The sequence below is a fragment of the Microbacterium excoecariae genome (assembly GCF_011326725.1).
In the GTDB taxonomy this organism is placed as follows: domain Bacteria; phylum Actinomycetota; class Actinomycetes; order Actinomycetales; family Microbacteriaceae; genus Microbacterium; species Microbacterium excoecariae.
Window position 1 is genome coordinate 2294133 of record NZ_JAANCO010000001.1, and the last position, 17195, is coordinate 2311327.

Here is a 17195-nt window from a genome sequence, read left to right on the forward strand (position 1 = left end):
CGCCCAGCCTACGGGGGCGCTCAGCCCTCGTCGGCCGTCAGGCGGACGATCGGCGCGACCTTGATGAGGAGCTTCTTCGTCCCGACCTCCTCGAACCGGACGTGCGCGATGCGCTTCGCGCCGACGCCCGTCACGGCGTCGACCGTGCCCTCGCCGAAGTCGTCGTGCCGGATCCGGTCGCCGGGTGCGAGCTCGAGGTCGCCGTTGTCGCGCACCTTGCCCGTCACGCGGTTCGTGAACTCCGCGAGCGACGCGCTCCGCGCCTTCTTCGGCTCAAGCGGGGCCTGGCCGAACCGCCCGCCCTCGCGGGGCCGGATCGCGTTCAGGGCGCGCGAGGAGGTGCCGCCGCGCGAGTTCACGTCGCCGGGCGACTGCCGCCAGGCGATGAGGTCGGCGGGGATCTCCTGCAGGAAGCGGCTCGGCATCGCGGCCGACACTTCCCCGAACTGCGCGCGCGTCATCGCGAGCGACAGGAACAGCCGCCGCCTGGCGCGCGTGATGCCGACGTAGAACAGCCGGCGCTCCTCCTGCGGACCGCCCGGCTCGCCCGCCGCGATCCGGTGCGGGATCAGGTCCTCCTCGACGCCCGTGAGGAACACGGTGTCGAACTCGAGGCCCTTCGCCGTGTGGAGCGTCATGAGCGAGACCACACCCGAGTCGTCGGCGAGGTCGTCGCTGTCGGCGACGAGCGCGACCTCGGTGAGGAAGTCCACGATCGTGCCCTCGGGGTTGTTGCGCGCGAACTCGCGGGTCACCGCGACAAGCTCGTCGAGGTTCTCCACGCGCGCCTCGTCCTGCGGATCCCTGCTCGCGCGGAGCGCGTCGAGGTACCCGGATCCGTTCAACAGCTTCTGCAGCCCCTCGGTGACGGAGGTCGGGCGGGCGCCGCCGTCGGGCAGCAGGATGTCGGTGGCCTCGCGGAGCACGGCGTCGAGCTCGGCAAGCACCTTCTGCTGCTTCGCGCCGAGCCCCATGTCGCCCGCGAAGCCGAGGGCCGCACGGAAGCTCAGGTCGTTGTCGGCGGCGAACTGCGCGATCCGCGTCTCCGTGACGGCCCCGATGCCGCGCTTGGGCTTGTTGAGGATCCGCCGGACCGCGAGGTCGTCGGCCGGGTTCGCGACGGAGACGAGGTACGCGAGCGCGTCCTTGATCTCGGCGCGGTCGTAGAACTTCGTGCCGCCCATGATCTTGTACGGCACGGCGGAGCGGATGAAGATCTCCTCCAGCGCGCGGGACTGCGAGTTCGTGCGGTAGAACACGGCCATGTCGGAGTAGCTCGTGCCGCCGCGGCGGAGCTTCTCGATCTCGTCGGCGACGAACTGCGCCTCGTCGTGCTGCGAGTAGCCGGTGAACCCCGTCACGTCGTCGCCGGCGCCCTGGTCCGTCCAGAGCTTCTTGTCCTTGCGGTCGAAGTTGTTGCGGATGACGGCGTTCGCGGCGTCGAGGATGTTCTGGCTCGAGCGATAGTTCTGCTCGAGCATCACCACTTTCGCGCCCGGGAAGTCGCGCTCGAACTCGGTGATGTTGCGGATATCGGCGCCGCGGAACGCGTAAATGGACTGGTCGGAGTCGCCGACGACCGTGAGCGAGGCCGGCTCCTCCTTCTTCTCCGGGAGGAGGGCGAGCATGCCCTGCCCCACGTCGAGGGACTCCCCCTCGGGCGGCCGAGTGAGCTCGCGGATGAGCTGGTACTGCGCGTGGTTCGTGTCCTGGTACTCGTCCACGAGGATGTGACGGAACCGCCGGCGATACACGTCGGCCACGTGCGGGAAGGCGCGGAAGAGGAACACCGTCTGGGCGAGGAGGTCGTCGAAGTCGAACGCGTTGGCGCGGCGCAGCTGGCGCGCGTAGTCCTGGAAGATCTCGACGAAGATGCGCTCCGCCGGATCCTCCATCTGGGCCTGGCGGCGGTAGGAATCGGCGTCGTGCAGCTCGTTCTTCAGCTTCGAGATCCGGCTCTGCACGCCCGCCGGCGTGAGCCCGTACGCGTCGGCCTCGTGCTCCTTGACGAGGCGCTTCATGAGCGCGCGCACGTCTCCCGAGTCGTAGATGGTGAACGACTTCGTGAAGCCGAACTGCTCGGCCTCGCGCCGGAGGATCCGCACGCACGCGGAGTGGAACGTCGAGATCCACATGCCCGCCGCCTGCTCGCCGACGAGCTCGCCGACGCGCTCGCGCATCTCGCCCGCCGCCTTGTTCGTGAAGGTGATCGCGAGGATCTGGCTGGGCCACGCCTCGCGCGAGCGCAGCAGCGACGCGATGCGATGCGTGAGCACGCGGGTCTTCCCCGACCCGGCGCCCGCCACGATCAGCAGCGCGGGCCCGCGGTACTCGACCGCCTCGCGCTGGGGCGGGTTGAGCCCGTCGAGGAGCGGATCGGCGTCGGAGGGGATCAGGGCGTCGGGTGCATCAGACATGTCCCTGCCGAGTCTACGAGAGGGGTCCGACAAGCCACCCGCCCGCGGGCGGCCCGCGCCTGTAGGCCACCACGATATTTTGGGCCTCCCAGCAGCATAATGGGCTATACCAGTTATCGTTCAGGGAACCCCCTCTCCCGAAGGACACGCGATGGACGAGAGCATCCCGCTCCCCCGCACCATGCGCCTCGCCGACGCCGTCTACGAACGGCTGACCGAGGCGATCATTTCCGGCGACCTCGCCCCCGGCGAGCGTGTCCGCGACGGCGAGCTCGCCGACCAGCTCGGCGTCTCCCGCATGCCCGTGCGCGAAGCGCTCCAGCGCCTCGAGCGCCAGGGCCTCGTCGAGATGGTCGCGAGCCGCTACACGCGCGTGACCGAGATCACCCCCGACATGCCCGCGGCCTCGATGGAGTTCCTGGGGTATCAGTTCGGCGTGCTCCTGCGCATCGCGCTCCCGCGCCTCGACGAGGCGGGCCGAGACCGCGCCGCGCGCGACGCGCGCGAGCTCGCCGACGCGGTGATGGCGGATCCGGCGCTCGCGTACGAGACCGCGCGGCGGTTCAGCGAACACCTCGCGACCGACAGCGGAAACCCCCTCGCAGAACACCTGCTCGCCGACAGCTGGGTGACGCTCACGCGCAACGTGCGCGGGGCCTTCCCGCTCGTGAAGGACGCCGGCGAGCTTCGCACAGAGCTCCTCGAGCTCGCGGAGCTGATCGAGGACGACGACGCCCCGGCCGCCGAGGCGAAAATGCGCGAGGTCTTCCTCCTGGGGCCCGGCCAGCCGGGGCCGGGCCAGGCCGTGGCGCACCTCGGGGAGGCCGCGCCCGCCGACTAGGTTGAGAGTCCGTGCACTGACGAAGGGACTCTCATCATGGTCGGCGACATCGAGGCCTTCCTGAGCGCCGTCAGCGGGATCGTGTGGGGCCCGTGGCTCCTCATCCCGCTGCTCCTCGGGACGGGGCTGTACCTGACGATCCGGCTCGGCGGGATCCAGTTCGTGCGCCTCGGAGCCGGCCTCCGGCTCGGGCTGTTCCGCCGGCGCGACGCCGACGCTGAGGGCGACATCTCGCAGTTCCAGGCGCTCACGACGGCGCTCGCGGCCACGGTGGGAACGGGCAACATCGTCGGCGTCGCGACCGCGATCGGCATCGGCGGGCCGGGCGCGCTGTTCTGGATGTGGGTGACGGGCCTCGTGGGCATGGCCTCGAAGTACTCCGAGGCCTTCCTCGGCGTGCGCTTTCGCACGACCGACGCGGCCGGCGAGAAGAACGGCGGGCCGCAGCAGTACCTCGAGCGCGGGATCCCCGGCCCCTTCGGCAAGGTGCTCGCCACCGCGTTCGCGATCTTCGCCGTCCTCGCCTGCTTCGGGATCGGCAACATGACGCAGGGCAACTCGGTCGCGGCGAACCTCGAGTCGAGCTTCGCCGTCCCGACCTGGGTCACGGGCGTCGTCCTGACCCTCGTCGCGCTCGCGGTCCTCGTCGGCGGAATCAAGTCCATCGGCCGCGTGACCGCCGGTTTCGTCCCGGTCATGATCGTCTTCTACGTCATCGCGGCGCTGTACATCCTGCTCGCGAACGTCGCCGACATCCCGGCCGCGCTGGGCACGATCTTCGCCGACGCGTTCACGGGCAGCGCGGCCGCGGGCGGCTTCGCGGGATCCGTCCTCATCGCCGCGATCCAGTTCGGCGTCGCGCGCGGCATCTTCTCGAATGAGTCCGGCATGGGCTCGGCGGCGATCGCCGCGGCCGCGGCGCAGACCAGCCACCCCGTGCGGCAGGGGCTCGTGTCGATGACGCAGACCTTCATCGACACGATCATCGTCGTGACGATGACCGGCCTCGTGATCGTCACGACCGGCGCCTATACGTTCACGGACGACTCGGGCGCCCAGATCGACGCGTCGCTCATGACGGGCGAGGCCTTCTCGCACGGCCTTCCCGGCGAGTGGGGCCACTGGATCGTCACCCTCGGCCTCGTCATGTTCGCGTTCTCGACGATCCTCGGCTGGGCCTACTACGGCGAGCGCAGCCTGGAGAAGCTCGTCGGACGCCGGGCCGTCGTCCCGTTCCGCGTGCTGTTCTCGCTCGTCGTGTTCGTCGGGTGCACGACGCAGCTCGGCGTCGTGTGGGCGTTCTCCGATGTCATGAACGGCCTCATGGCGCTGCCGAACCTCATCGGGCTCCTCGTCCTCTCGGGCCTCGTCGCCCGCGAGACCCGCGCCTACCTCCGCCACGACCCGGGCCTGGTCGCCTCTCAGGCCGAGGTCGCCCGCTTCATGGAGGGCGACCCGGGCTGGGAGGCCTGGCGCGCCACCGAAGCGCCGTCACAGCCCTAAGTCCAAGTCCACATTTCTCCGGTAAGTCTCCGCGGATTCCGCGGAGACTTACCGGAGAAATGTGGACTTAGGGGGCGTGAAGGCGTCGCGCGCGAGGTCGGGGTGGTCGGCGAAGATCCCGTCGAGGCCCGCGGCGACGAGCGGCGCCCACTCGGCGCGCCAGTCGCCGCGGGCCGCCGGATCCGCCGAGCTGCGGTTCCGGCGGCGCAGGAACGCGTTCTCCGGCCTCGCCGTCCAGGCGTACACGGCCAGCCCCGCGCCGCGCGCGCGCTCGAGGAACGGATCCGCCCGCCGGGGCCCCGCGATCAGCGACGCGTGCACGCTGATGCCGTCGGCGCGCCCGGCGAGGCCCTCGACGCGCGCGAGCTGCTCCCGATACGACGGCGCCTCCCCGCCCGCGAGGAGCAGGTCGACGGCCGTGCCGGTGCGCTCGACGAGATAGACGAACGCGGCGCGGATCCCCTCCTCCCGCACGCGGTCGAGCGCGCTCTGCTCGAAGGATTCCACGACGAGGCCGCGGCGCCGCGCCTCGTCCTGCCAGCCCTCCGCGACGAGGTCGGCGGCAACGAGGCCCGGCAGGTCGATCCCGATCGACCGGAAGTACGGCTCGTGCTTCAGCTCGACGACGATGCCGACGCCCGCCTCCCGCGCGAGGGCGAGCACCTCCCGCAGCGACAGGATCGGCCAGCGGCCGTCGTACGCCGCGCTATCCGGGCGGATCTCCGGGATCCGCTCGCGGCACCTCAGACCCCGCAGCTCGTCCCACGTGAAGTCCTCCGCGAACCAGCCGTCGATCTCCACGCCCGCGAACGCCTTCCGGGTGCGGCGGTCCGCGAACTCGGGCCGGTCCGCGACGTCCGTGGTGCTCGAGATCTCGTTCTCGTGGCGGACGATCGCGACCCCGTCGCGCGTGGCGACAACGTCCGGCTCGATCGCGCCGGCCCCCAGCGCGATCGCGAGCTCGTAGGATCCGCGGGTGTGCTCGGGCCGGTACCCGGGCGCGCCGCGGTGGCCGATGATGAGGGTCTCGGGTGCTGCCATCCCCCGAGGGTAGGGCTGCCCCGAAAATTCCGCATGAACACAGCGCGGGCATAGCCGTCGGCCGATATCGTGGACCCACCGCGCACACGCGCGACCCAGAAACCAGGAGTGTGACCACAGCTATGGCCAGCGCCGGATTCAACAACCCGTACTTCACGCAGGACCGCGCCCCCAGCGCGTACCCGACGCCCCTCTCCCCCGACCAGGCCGCACAGCAGCGCCAGGCGGCCCAGGCGCCGCACGCGGGCGAGCAGGCGCACATCGAGGGCATGTACGCCGCGCCGTCGGCGGGCACCCCGCAGACCGGCCGCATGACCTACGAGGACACGATCGTCAAGACGGCGATCCTCTTCGTCGTCATGCTCGCGGTCGCGGCCGTCAGCTGGATCATCACGCTCGGCGGCTCGCTGTCGGCGACGACGGCTACCTCGTTCAACATGGTCCCGATGATCGTCGGCGCGCTCGGCACGCTCGTCATCAGCCTCGTCATCGCGTTCAAGAAGACGGCCTCGGTCGGGCTCGTGATCGCCTATGCGGTCGTCGAGGGCCTGTTCGTCGGCGGCATCTCGGCGTTCTTCGAGTTCCTCTACCCGGGCATCGTGATCCAGGCGGCGCTCGCCTCGGTCGCCGTGATCGCCACGACGCTCGCGCTGTTCGCGAACGGCAAGATCCGCGCCTCGGCCCGCATGACGAAGATCGTCCTCATCGCGATGATCGGCTACGCGGTCTTCTCGCTCCTCAACGTCGTCCTGATGATGTTCGGCGTCTTCCCCGAGGGCATGGCGTTCGGCCTGCGCTCGGCCGAGATCTTCGGCATCCCGCTCGGGCTGATCCTCGGCGTCGTCGTCGTCCTCATGGGCGCCTACATGCTCGTGCTCGACTTCGACGCGATTCAGCGCGGCGTCCGCAACGGCGCGCCCGCGAAGCTCGCGTGGCAGGCTGCCTACGGCATCCTCGCGACCGTCGTGTTCATCTACATCGAGATCCTCCGCATGATCGCGATCCTGCGCGGCAGCGACTAACCTGCGCCGCACGCAGAAGCGCCCGTCCGGTCCGCCGGGCGGGCGCTTCTGCGTGCGCCCGGGGACGCGCCTATGTCCACATTTCTCCGGTAAGTCTCCTCGGATTCCGCGGAGACTTACCGGAGAAATGTGGACTTACACCGGCCGAGCGGCGGGGCCGGGAGCGATTCATCACTTCGACCGCGCGCGGGCATAGGAACCGCATAGGGAGCGGGCGTTACCTGAAGGTGAACGAAAGGTGAACGCCATGTCCGACGTCTCGATGCTCCTCATCGACCTCGCCGCAATCGCGGTCCTGACCCTCGCCATCTACTTCCGCCGACACCGCCGCCGCGACCTCGTCGTCGCGTTCGTCGGGGTCAACATCGGCGTGTTCGCCGTGAGCTGGGTGCTCGGCACGACGGGCGTCGCCGCCGGTCTCGGGCTCGGGCTGTTCGGCGTGCTCTCGATCATCCGGCTCCGCTCGACCGAGATCTCCCAGCGCGAGGTCGCGTACTACTTCGCGGCCCTCGCGATCGGTCTCATCACGGGACTGACGACGTCGTTCAGCGTGACCGCGACCGTGCTCGTCGCAATCGTCGTGGGCGCCCTGGCCGTCGTCGACCACCCGGCCCTGTTCGCGTCCTACCGCCACCGCACGGTGCAGCTGGACGAGGCCGTGGGCGACGAGGACGCGCTGCGGGCCGCGCTCGAGGACCGGCTCGGCGGGCAGGTCCGCAGCCTCACGGTGCAGCACCTCGACTTCGTCAACGACACGACCCTCGTCGACGTCCGCTACCGCGCCCATCGCCGCACCGGCCCCGCCCGCCGCCGCGCGGCCGCCCGCCAGGCGGTGGCCGCGTGAGCGCCCCGGGCATCGTCGGCCGCCTCGACGCGATCGGCCTCGACGAGCTCGTGGGCCAGGCCGAGCTGCTCACGCGCGTCGACCGCAAGTACGTCCTCACGCGGGCCGAGGCGGATCGCGTCCTCGCCGCCGTCGACCCCGCGACGCGGGTGCTGGAGATCGACGGCGCGCGCGGATCCGCCTACGGCACCATGTACTTCGACACCCCCGACCTCCTCAGCTATCACCTCGCGGCGCACGGTCGCCGGCGCCGGTTCAAGCTGCGCGCGCGGCACTACGTCGACACCGACGCCGCCTTCCTCGAGATGAAAACGCGCGGCGCGCGCGGCACGACGGTGAAGGAGCGGATCCCCCACCCCGCCGACGCCGCGGACACGCTGACGCCGGAGGGCAGGGCGTACGCGGCGGAGGCGGTCGCCGGCCTCGGGCTCGGCGCGCACGTCGCCGACGAGCTCGCCCCGACACTCCACACCGCCTACCGGCGCACGACGCTCCTCCTCCCCGAGGGGGCGCGCGCGACGGTCGACACGGAGCTGGCGTGGGCCGACGCCTGGGGCCACCGCATGCAGCCGGGAGACCTCGTGATCGTCGAGACGAAGTCGGCCGCGCAGGCCTCCTCGCTCGACCGCCTGCTGTGGCGCGCGCGGATCCGCCCTGCACGCATCAGCAAGTTCGCCACGGGACTCGCGGCGCTCCGGCCCGACCTCCCTTCCCACAAGTGGAACCGCATCATCCGCACCCATTTCCTCCGCGGCGCGAGCGCCGCCCTCGCCGCCTGACGCAAGGAGACACCGCCATGACTCGCCCCACGCCCCCTCGCCGCCTCCGGGCCGCCTCCGGCCTCGGCCTCACCTTCGCGCTCGCCGTCGCGGCGCTCACCGGCTGCTCCGCCCTTGCCTCGGCGGAGGCGGAGACCGAATCCGCCGCCACCGGCACCGCGTCGGCGTCCGCGTCCGACGCGTCGTCGGCGTCCGAGTCGGCCACGTCGTCGTCCGACGTGTCGACGCCCGCCGGCGTCTCGGAGATCATCGCCGCGAACTCCGACCAGACCGTCGTGAACGACGACGAGTGGTCGGAGGCCGACGCGGTCGACATCGCGCTCGACGGGACGACCGCCACCACCTCCTCGGAGAACGTCGTCGCCGCGGAGGGATCCGTCACGATCACCGCCGCGGGCGTCTACCGCCTCACGGGCGACTTCGACGGCGTCGTGGCGATCGACGCGCCGGAGGACGCGCAGGTCGTGCTCATCCTCGACGGCGTCTCGATCGAGACGGCCGACCAGGCCGCGATCGGCGTCGTCTCCGCCGACGACGTCGCGATCGTCCTGGCCGACGGATCCGAGAACACCGTGACGTCCACCGGGACCTACGCGGACAGCGCGGACGCGAACGCCGCGATCTGGGCCGACACCGACCTCACGATCAGCGGCACGGGCGCGCTCGCGGTCGAGGCCGGCGCGAACGACGGCATCACGAGCAAAGACGACCTCGTCATCCTCTCCGGCTCTCTCGAGATCACGGCCGCCGACGACGGCGTGCGCGGCACGGACTCGCTCACGGTGCGCGGCGGCGATATCGCCATCGACGCCGGCGGGGACGGGCTGAGGTCCGACCAGGAGGACGACGACACCCAGGGGTGGGTGCTCGTCGAGGGCGGGACGCTCGACGTCGAGGCCGGATCCGACGGCATCGACGGCTACACCGACGCGATCGTCACGGGCGGCGAGGTCACGATCGCCTCCGAGGAGGGCATCGAGGCGGGCACCGTCGCGATCGGCGGGGGCACGATCTCGCTCACCACGACGGACGACGGCATCAACGGATCCGCCGGCACCGCCGACGACACCGCCACGAGCGACGAGTTTGCGGGCGGCATGGGCGGCGGTGGCATGACCGACACGGGCGAGTACGTGCTCCTCGCGGGCGGGGAGATCACGATCGACGCGGAGGGCGACGGGCTCGACTCGAACGGATCCCTCGACATCACGGGCGGAACGACGATCGTCCTCGGGCCGACGAACGGCGGCAACGGCGCGCTCGACACGAACGGATCCCTGACGATCTCGGGCGGGACCCTCCTCGCGCTCGACTCGGGGGGCATGTCGGGCTCGCCCGCCACGGATTCGGCGCAGGCGTGGGTCGCGGCGACGGCGTCGGGATCCGCCGGCTCGACGGTCCAGATCCTCGCCGCCGACGGGACGGTCCTGTACGAGGCGGATGCGACGAAGACCTTCGGCGCCCTGGTCTTCTCCAGCGCCGACGTCGTCGCGGGCGAGACATACTCCGTGACGGTTGACGGCGCCGAGGTCGCCTCCGCCGCGACGGGCCAGGCCCTCGCGGGCGGCATGGGCGGCGGCCCCCGCTAAGCCCGGCCCCGTCCGGGCTAGCGGCGGGGGCCGCCCTCCTCGATCACGCGGTCGAGGAGGCGGCGCACGACCTGCGGGTCCTGGCGGATGCCGTCGTGCTCGAACTCGTTCGTCACCCAGAAATGCATGTTCGGAACGGCGTCGCGCGTCGCGAGCGCGAACTCGATCGGCACGAACATGTCGTCGTGGTACATCGCCGCCGCGACGGGGACCTCGTTCGCGGCCAGGCGTGCGCGGTCGTAGAGCTCGGGGTGATCCTCGCGCTCGTGCAGCGCGTGGGCCGCGTCGCGGAAGGGCCGGAGCGAGGCGACCTCGTCGAACTGCCAGGGGAAGAACATCTCCCCCGTCATCGGCACGGGCCGCCCCGCGGCGACCTCCTCGTCCGCGTCGAACCCGCCGATCTCCGCGCGGATCCGGTGGGCCGCCCAGCGCGTCGCGCCGGCGCCGTCGGCGTAGATCTCCTCCTGCAGCACGGCGTACAGCGGGTTGCCCCAGTACTGCGTGCGCTGGTCGACGCCGTCGAGGAACGCGTCGCTCAGGCGCCCGGACGGCAGGATCGCGCCGTCGAGGAGCCACAGGAGCCGCTCCATGCCGGGCCCCATGCCGAAGTCGATCCCCAGCGTCTGGAGGCGGCGGGCCGAGAGCCGGTCGCCGCTCGGCAGCGTGACGGTGTCGTTCTCGACGAGGTCCACGATCGCGGGGAGCGTCTCGACGTGCTGCGGGTACCGGCGGTAAAACTCGGCCGTCTTCCGGGCCGTGCGCGGCAGCGTGTTGCGGTAGATCTCCTCGGCCGAGGGCGCGATCGAGGTGATGCCGCCCGTCACGTAGGCCGCCTCGAGCGCGTCCGGCGCGAACGACAGGTAGCTGAGCGTGAGGAAGCCGCCGTAGCTCTGGCCGAGGGTCTGCCACGGCCGCCCCCCAAACAGCTCCCGGCGCACGTGCTCGGCGTCCGCGACGATCTGCTCGGCGCGGAACAGGCGCAGGAAGTCCGCGGCCTCCTCGGCGCCCATTCCCGCGATCGTGGCGGCCTCCACGCGCGAGGAGCGCCCCGTGCCGCGCTGGTCGAGCAGCAGCACACGGTGCGTCTTCAGCGCCTCGTGGATCCATCCCTCGCCCGGCATCGGGCGCGGGCCGGCGCCGCCCGGGCCGCCCTGGAGGAAGACGAGCACGGGCGCGTCCTCGCCGCCCGGCCGGATCACCTCCCGCGCGAACACGTCGATGTGGCGGCCGTCGTCGGGCCGGGCCCAATCCAGCGGCGCGGACAGGGTGTGGTCGCGCACGCGGAGGCCGCGCAGGGAGAACTCGTGGGTCGTCATCGTCCCATTTTCTCGCGCCCCCGGCATCCGTGAAGCGTACAGTTGTACGCATCGTCCCTTCCTGCTCCCGGAGCACCATGCCTTCCTCCCTTCGCGCCCGCCGCCTGGCGCTGTTCACGCTCTTCTTTCTCCCCGGCCTCGGCATCGCGTCGTGGGTGACCCGCACGCCCGACGTCCGCGACCTCCTGGGCGCTTCGACGGCGCAGATGGGGCTGATCCTGTTCGGCCTGTCGGTCGGATCCATGATCGGGATCCTGTTGTCGGGCCCGCTCGTGGCGCGTCTCGGCACGCGCACGGTCATCGCCGCGGGGTCGGCCATCACGCTCGCGGGCGTCGCGACGATCGGCGCGGGCGCGCTGGCCACGAGCCCCGCGGTCGTGACGATCGGCCTCGGCCTCGTGGGCCTCGGCATCGGCGGCGGCGAGGTCGCGATGAACATCGACGGCGCGGAGGTCGAGCGCCTCACGGGCCGCTCCGTGATGCCCATGCTCCACGGCTTCTTCAGCTTCGGCACCGTGATCGGCGCGGTCATCGGCATGCTCCTGACCGCGTGGCGCTTCCCCGTCGGATGGCACCTCCTCGGCGCGGCCTGCCTCATGCTCGCGGCGCTCGTCGTCGCCATCCGGTACGTCCCCGCCGGTTTCGGCCGGAGCCACCCGGCCGAGGCGGGCCGGCCGCGCGAGCGCGCGCGGGTGTGGCGGGATCCGAACCTCCTCCTCATCGGCGGGATCATCCTCGCGCTCGCGCTCGCGGAGGGCACCGCGAACGACTGGCTGCCGCTCGTCATGGTCGACGGCCACGGGTACGACGCCGCGTGGGGATCCGCGATCTTCGCGCTGTTCGCGCTGTCGATGACGATCGGTCGGTTCGCCGGCGGCCGGTTCGTCGACCGCTACGGGCGGGCCGCCGTGCTCGCCGCCAGCGCGATCTTCGGCGCCGCCGGCCTCGCGATCGTCGTGTTCGTCGACCAGCCGGTCGTCGCCGGCGCGGCCGTCGTGCTGTGGGGCGTGGGCACGTCGCTGGGGTTCCCCGTCGCGATCTCCGCCGCGGGCGATTCCGGCCCGCACCCTGCCGCCCGCGTGTCGTTCGCCGCGACGCTCGGGTACGTGGCGTTCCTCGTGGGGCCGCCGGTCCTCGGCGCGCTCGGCGAGCACGTCGGGCTGCGCGCCGCGCTCATCCCCGTGCTCGCGATCGTCGCCGTCGCGGTGTTCCTCGCGCCCGCCGCGCGCGGGACGCGCGCCGCGCAGGACGCCTGAGGCGTCCGGGCCGCACGCGCGCCAGCGACGCCGCGAAGCTCCTCCCGCTCGGGCGCGTCACGACGACCCGCGACACGACGGCGATGCCGCCGCGTGCGTATGGCCCGCGTCGTCGCGGCGCCGCGAGGATCGCGCGCGACGGGACCGCCACCGGATCCGTCAGCCGCCGGCGGCGCCCGCGTCGCCGCGCCCCGCGAAGGGCTCCTGGGTCGCGAGATCGTGGAGCCGCGCGAGGTCGGCCGCGACCTCCTCCCCCGCGTCGCCGTGCGCCTGCGACTCAGCCCGCAGGCCCGCGACGAGGAAGCCGAGCTGGCGCGCGGACATCGCGGTGCGGGCGGGCTCCGGGAGCACCGTGAGCACGCCGAGCTGCGCGACCATGGCCACGAGGTCCACGGCGGTGGCGTCGGTGCGCAGCGCGCCCTCCTCCTGCGCGCGCCGCACGTGCGCCGCCAGGCGCGGCTCGAGGTCCTGCCCCAGCGCGGAGGCGGGGTCGATGCGCGCCATCCGGCGGGCCGCGGCCGCGTACGAGGGGTGCGCGTTGCTCATGGCGACGGCCCGCTCGAGATATCCGACCACCCCCGACCAGCCGTCGGGGGCGTCATCCAGGGCGTCGAGGATCGCGACGAAGCCCGCGTAGGCGCGCTCGTGCAGCGCGCGCACGACGTCGTCGTGCGACGCGAAGCGCCGGTAGGTGGTGGCGACGCCGAGGCCGGCCTCGTGCGCCAGCTCGTTGAGCGAGAATTCCAGCCCCTGGCGGAGGAACAGGGCCTCGGCGGCGTCGAGCAGCTGGCGCCGCGAGCGCGCGATCTCCGGGCGCGGGGCCCTCGTACCGGTCATGGCGTCCGAGCGTAGCGCGCGAAGTTTTGCCGGGGCTCAGGATCCGTCATCGCGCGAGAAGATGCCGAGCCCGTGGGCGTCGAGGGTATCGAAGCGCACGGATCCGCCGGCGAACGTCGCGCTCGCGAGCGAGCCGTCCGGCGCGTTCTCGCCCCGAGGGGCGTATGCCAGGACCCGGCCGTCCCACGGCTCGAGCGCCAGCTCGACGCCGGCCGGCCCGACCGCGGCGACGTAGCCGTCGCCCGCGCGGCGTACCGTCACCGCGCCGAAGTAGGCGTTGGTATACGTGCCCGCGAGGTCGACGGGCGCCGGCGCGCCGCCCTCGGGGCGCGCCGCGCCGACGAGGTCGCCCACGGGCGCGGTCAGCGGCGCCATGGCGCCCGCGTACGCCGCGGTCCACTCGCGCGTCTCGCTCCCGAACTGGAGCACGTCGGCGAACGCGGCGTTCACCGCCTCGGGGACCCCGACGGGCGCACCGTTCGTGAGGGTGACGATGCCGACGTCCAGCGAGGGGATGAGCTGCACGTTCGTCGCGGCCCCGAGCACGAATCCGCCCGAGTGCGAGACGGCGACGCGCCCTCCCGCGAGCGTGTCGACGTTGAACCCGTATCCGTACGTCGCCGCCCGCTCGCCGAGCCCGGCACCGCGTACGACCTGCGCCGACATCGCCTCGGCGAGCGCCCCTCCCGGCTCGGCGGCGAGGAGGAAGGACACCCACGACGCGAGGTCCCGCACGTTCGAGGACACCCCGCCGGCCGGCGCCTGCGCGTCGGCGTCGCGGTCCGGGCCCGCCCGGAACGCGCCGTCGACGATCTCGTGCAGCACGGCCCGGTCCTCCCGCTCAAGGTAGACGGCGTGGCGCGCGGAGGACGACCCCATCCCCCGCGGGTCGAAGACGAGCTCGTCCATAACGTCGGCCCAGTCCTGGCCGCGCCGGGTCGCGACGCCCTCCGCGCCCCAGGTGACGCCGAAGTTCGAGTACGCGTACCCCGCGCGCAGCCCCGTCACCGGCACCTGCTCGAGGCGCAGGAGGATCTCGCCGCGCCCGTACCCGACGTCCTCGAGGTCGTCGCCCGCGCCGGTGGGCAGGCCCAGCTGGTGGCTGAAGGCGTCGCCGAGCGTGGCCTCGGCGGTGCCCCGCGGATCCGCCAGCGCGAAGCCCGGGTCGAGATCGACGAGCCGCGTGTCCCACGTCAGGCCCGGGTCCTCCTCGATCGCGAGCGCGACGGCGGTCGCCGAAAGCGGCTTCGACATCGACGCGATCGGAAAGACGGTGTCGGGAGTGACGGGCTCGGCGGTCCGGGCATCCCGGACCCCGAAACCCTCCGCGAACACCACCTCGCCCCCGTGCACGACCGCGACGGCCGCCCCGGGCACGCCGGAGGTCTCGAGCGCGGCGCGCACGATGTCCGGGAGCGCCTCGACGGCGTCGTCGACCGCCCCGGGGGCCACGCGGACGGCGTCCGCCGGCGGCGCCTCGCCGAGCTCCACGCCGGCCGGCGGCGCCTGGCACCCCGCAAGGCCCAGGGCCGCCACGATGATTCCCGCCACCCACGCGCGCCTCATGTGGATAGATGTTATCGGATCATCGCACGCGGCGCCGAGAAAGCCGAACGGCCGCCCCGGTGCGGGACGGCCGTGCGCGCGGGCGGGATTACTCCCACTCGATGGTTGCCGGCGGCTTCGACGTGACGTCGAGCGTCACGCGGTTGACCTCGGAGACCTCGTTCGTGATGCGGTTCGAGATCTTGGCGAGCACGTCGTAGGGCAGCCGCGTCCAGTCGGCCGTCATGGCGTCCTCGCTCGAGACCGGCCGCAGCACGACGGGGTGGCCGTAGGTGCGGCCGTCGCCCTGCACGCCGACGCTGCGCACGTCCGCGAGGAGCACGACGGGGCACTGCCAGATCTCCTGGTCGAGGCCGGCGGCCGTCAGCTCCGCGCGCGCGATCGCGTCGGCCGCGCGCAGCGTCTCGAGGCGGTCCTTCGTGACCTCGCCGATGATGCGGATCCCGAGGCCCGGCCCGGGGAACGGCTGGCGGCCGACGATCGCCTCGGGGATCCCGAGCTCACGACCGATCTGGCGCACCTCGTCCTTGAACAGCGTGCGCAGCGGCTCGATGAGCGAGAAGTCGAGGTCCTCGGGCAGCCCGCCGACGTTGTGGTGGCTCTTGATGTTGGCCGTGCCGGATCCGCCGCCCGACTCCACGACGTCGGGGTAGAGCGTGCCCTGGACGAGGAACTTGATGGGCTCGCCCTCGGCCTTGGCCTCCTCGACGAGGTCGCGCTGGACCTTCTCGAACGCGCGGATGAACTCGCGGCCGATGATCTTGCGCTTGGCCTCCGGATCCGTCACGCCCGCCAGGTGGCCGAGGAACGTGTCCTCCGCGTCGACCGTGATCAGCCGCACGCCCGTCGACTCGACGTAGTCCTTCTCGACCTGCTCGCGCTCGCCCTGGCGCAACAAACCGTGGTCGACGAAGACGGCGGTCAGCTGGTCGCCGATCGCCCGGTGCACGAGCGCGGTAGAGACGGCCGAGTCGACGCCGCCGGACAGCGCGGAGATGACGCGGGCGGATCCGACCTGCTCGCGGATCCGCGCGACCTGCTCCTCGATGACGTTGCCGCTCGTCCAGTCCGCGGGCAGGCCCGCCGCCTGGTGCAGGAAGTTCTCGATGACCCGCTGGCCGTGGTCGGAGTGCTTGACCTCGGGGTGCCACTGCACGCCGTAGAAGCAGGCCTCGGCGTTGCCGAACGCCGCCACGGGCGTCGAGGCGGTCGAGGCGAGCACCTCGTAGCCCTCGGGCGCCTTCGCGACCGAGTCACCGTGACTCATCCACACGTTCTGGGACGCGGGCGTGCCGCCGAGGAGGACCCCACCGTCGCCCGCGACCGTCGCGTCGGTCGCGCCGTACTCGCGCTGGCCAGTGTGCGCCACCTCGCCGCCGAGGGCCTGGGCCATCACCTGGAAGCCGTAGCAGATGCCGAGGGTCGGGATCCCGAGCGAGAACACCTGCGGATCGAACGCGGGCGCGCCCTCGGCGTACACGGAGGAGGGGCCGCCCGAGAGGATGATCGCGACGGGGCGCTTCGCGGCGACCTCGTCGGCCGTGATCGTGTGCGGCACGAGCTCGCTGAACACGCCGGCCTCGCGCACGCGGCGCGCGATGAGCTGGGCGTACTGCGCGCCGAAGTCGACGACCAGGACGGGTCGCTGGGCGGTGTCGGTGCTCATCGAGCGGCCTCCTCGGTAGGCGGGGTGGGGGCGGCGGCCGCGGCCGCCTTCTTCTCGGCGAGGCGCTCTTCGCGCCCCGAAAGGTATGCCTTGACGTCGCGCGCGACGATGAACTCCATGATGAAGGACAAGAACGGCACGACGCCGCCGCCGAACAGCATGATGAGGCGCCAGAACGGCCACCGCATGAGGCTCCACACGCGGAAGCACGCGAGGATGTACACGACATAGAACCAGCCGTGCGCGATGAGGATCCCGAGCGAGAGGTTCAGCCCCTCACCCGTGGAGACCCACTCGTCGCCCTGCAGCACGACCTCGCGCCAGGCGAGGAAGCCCTGCGGGTCGTTGAGGAAGAGCTCGACGTGGAAGCCGTACTTCATGACCATCTCGGCGCAGAGCAGCAGCAGGCCGACGCCCGTGATGACGCTCGTGATCTGGTAGAAGCGGACGGCCCGTCGGATCTGCGGGAAGGTGGCGATCCGGGGCTGGGGCATGGGGACCATTCTACGGTGCGCCGC

At 72.2% G+C, this 17195-nt stretch carries 14 protein-coding genes; 7 read left to right on the forward strand and 7 right to left on the reverse strand.

Annotation, left to right across the window (positions count from 1 at the left end):
• Positions 1–20: 20 nt before the first annotated feature.
• Complete coding sequence (locus G8E01_RS10600; protein ID WP_166319451.1) at positions 21–2417, reverse strand: ATP-dependent helicase; 2397 nt, start codon at positions 2415–2417, stop codon at positions 21–23.
• 151 nt (positions 2418–2568) lie between these two features.
• Here G8E01_RS10600 and G8E01_RS10605 point away from each other — a divergent pair, with 151 nt between their 5' ends.
• Positions 2569–3258, forward strand: a complete 690-nt coding sequence (locus G8E01_RS10605) for a GntR family transcriptional regulator (protein ID WP_166319453.1) — start codon at positions 2569–2571, stop codon at positions 3256–3258.
• 36 nt (positions 3259–3294) lie between these two features.
• Positions 3295–4761, forward strand: coding sequence for an alanine/glycine:cation symporter family protein (locus G8E01_RS10610; RefSeq protein WP_166319455.1), 1467 nt, complete (start codon positions 3295–3297; stop codon positions 4759–4761).
• A gap of 48 nt (positions 4762–4809) precedes the next feature.
• Here G8E01_RS10610 and G8E01_RS10615 read toward each other — a convergent pair whose 3' ends face one another.
• Positions 4810–5802, reverse strand: a complete 993-nt coding sequence (locus G8E01_RS10615) for a glycerophosphodiester phosphodiesterase family protein (RefSeq protein ID WP_166319457.1) — start codon at positions 5800–5802, stop codon at positions 4810–4812.
• A gap of 122 nt (positions 5803–5924) precedes the next feature.
• Between G8E01_RS10615 and G8E01_RS10620 the strand changes: the two genes are divergently transcribed.
• From G8E01_RS10620 to G8E01_RS10635, 4 genes are all read left to right on the forward strand, one after another.
• A complete protein-coding gene (locus tag G8E01_RS10620) occupies positions 5925–6824 on the forward strand; it encodes a Bax inhibitor-1/YccA family protein (protein WP_166319459.1) in 900 nt (299 codons plus the stop codon).
• Positions 6825–7071: 247 nt separating this feature from the next.
• On the forward strand, positions 7072–7668 hold the full coding sequence (locus G8E01_RS10625; protein WP_166319461.1) for a DUF4956 domain-containing protein: 597 nt from the start codon (positions 7072–7074) through the stop codon (positions 7666–7668).
• Positions 7665–8447 carry a polyphosphate polymerase domain-containing protein gene (locus tag G8E01_RS10630; protein ID WP_338100800.1) on the forward strand — a complete coding sequence of 261 codons (783 nt, stop codon included), beginning with the start codon at positions 7665–7667 and terminating at the stop codon, positions 8445–8447. The genes G8E01_RS10625 and G8E01_RS10630 overlap by 4 nt, the downstream gene beginning before the upstream one ends.
• A gap of 17 nt (positions 8448–8464) precedes the next feature.
• Entirely contained in the window at positions 8465–10036 is a 1572-nt protein-coding gene (locus G8E01_RS10635) for a carbohydrate-binding domain-containing protein (protein ID WP_166319463.1), read from the forward strand.
• 17 nt (positions 10037–10053) lie between these two features.
• Here the strand turns inward: G8E01_RS10635 and G8E01_RS10640 are convergent, their stop codons facing one another.
• Entirely contained in the window at positions 10054–11352 is a 1299-nt protein-coding gene (locus G8E01_RS10640) for an alpha/beta fold hydrolase (RefSeq protein ID WP_166319465.1), read from the reverse strand.
• Between the two features lie 77 nt (positions 11353–11429).
• Here G8E01_RS10640 and G8E01_RS10645 point away from each other — a divergent pair, with 77 nt between their 5' ends.
• Entirely contained in the window at positions 11430–12608 is a 1179-nt protein-coding gene (locus tag G8E01_RS10645; protein ID WP_166319467.1) for an MFS transporter, read from the forward strand.
• Positions 12609–12767: 159 nt separating this feature from the next.
• Here G8E01_RS10645 and G8E01_RS10650 read toward each other — a convergent pair whose 3' ends face one another.
• The 4 genes from G8E01_RS10650 to G8E01_RS10665 form a co-directional block, all read right to left on the reverse strand.
• Entirely contained in the window at positions 12768–13445 is a 678-nt protein-coding gene (locus tag G8E01_RS10650; protein WP_166319469.1) for a TetR/AcrR family transcriptional regulator, read from the reverse strand.
• Between the two features lie 36 nt (positions 13446–13481).
• On the reverse strand, positions 13482–15011 hold the full coding sequence (locus G8E01_RS10655) for a serine hydrolase domain-containing protein (protein ID WP_166319471.1): 1530 nt from the start codon (positions 15009–15011) through the stop codon (positions 13482–13484).
• An 88-nt stretch (positions 15012–15099) separates the two neighbouring features.
• Complete coding sequence (gene guaA / locus G8E01_RS10660) at positions 15100–16677, reverse strand: glutamine-hydrolyzing GMP synthase (RefSeq protein WP_166319473.1); 1578 nt, start codon at positions 16675–16677, stop codon at positions 15100–15102.
• Positions 16674–17171 carry a DUF3817 domain-containing protein gene (locus G8E01_RS10665; protein WP_155049241.1) on the reverse strand — a complete coding sequence of 166 codons (498 nt, stop codon included), beginning with the start codon at positions 17169–17171 and terminating at the stop codon, positions 16674–16676. The genes guaA and G8E01_RS10665 overlap by 4 nt, the downstream gene beginning before the upstream one ends.
• Positions 17172–17195: the final 24 nt, after the last annotated feature.

Coding starts and splice junctions, on each gene's coding strand:
- G8E01_RS10650 (WP_166319469.1), bottom strand. CDS start 13,445: ATGACCGGTACGAGGGCCCCGCGCCCGGAGATCGCGCGCTCGCGGCGC.
- G8E01_RS10600 (WP_166319451.1), bottom strand. CDS start 2,417: ATGTCTGATGCACCCGACGCCCTGATCCCCTCCGACGCCGATCCGCTC.
- G8E01_RS10615 (WP_166319457.1), bottom strand. CDS start 5,802: ATGGCAGCACCCGAGACCCTCATCATCGGCCACCGCGGCGCGCCCGGG.
- G8E01_RS10625 (WP_166319461.1), top strand. CDS start 7,072: ATGTCCGACGTCTCGATGCTCCTCATCGACCTCGCCGCAATCGCGGTC.
- guaA (WP_166319473.1), bottom strand. CDS start 16,677: ATGAGCACCGACACCGCCCAGCGACCCGTCCTGGTCGTCGACTTCGGC.
- G8E01_RS10645 (WP_166319467.1), top strand. CDS start 11,430: ATGCCTTCCTCCCTTCGCGCCCGCCGCCTGGCGCTGTTCACGCTCTTC.
- G8E01_RS10605 (WP_166319453.1), top strand. CDS start 2,569: ATGGACGAGAGCATCCCGCTCCCCCGCACCATGCGCCTCGCCGACGCC.
- G8E01_RS10620 (WP_166319459.1), top strand. CDS start 5,925: ATGGCCAGCGCCGGATTCAACAACCCGTACTTCACGCAGGACCGCGCC.
- G8E01_RS10610 (WP_166319455.1), top strand. CDS start 3,295: ATGGTCGGCGACATCGAGGCCTTCCTGAGCGCCGTCAGCGGGATCGTG.
- G8E01_RS10635 (WP_166319463.1), top strand. CDS start 8,465: ATGACTCGCCCCACGCCCCCTCGCCGCCTCCGGGCCGCCTCCGGCCTC.
- G8E01_RS10655 (WP_166319471.1), bottom strand. CDS start 15,011: ATGAGGCGCGCGTGGGTGGCGGGAATCATCGTGGCGGCCCTGGGCCTT.
- G8E01_RS10640 (WP_166319465.1), bottom strand. CDS start 11,352: ATGACGACCCACGAGTTCTCCCTGCGCGGCCTCCGCGTGCGCGACCAC.
- G8E01_RS10665 (WP_155049241.1), bottom strand. CDS start 17,171: ATGCCCCAGCCCCGGATCGCCACCTTCCCGCAGATCCGACGGGCCGTC.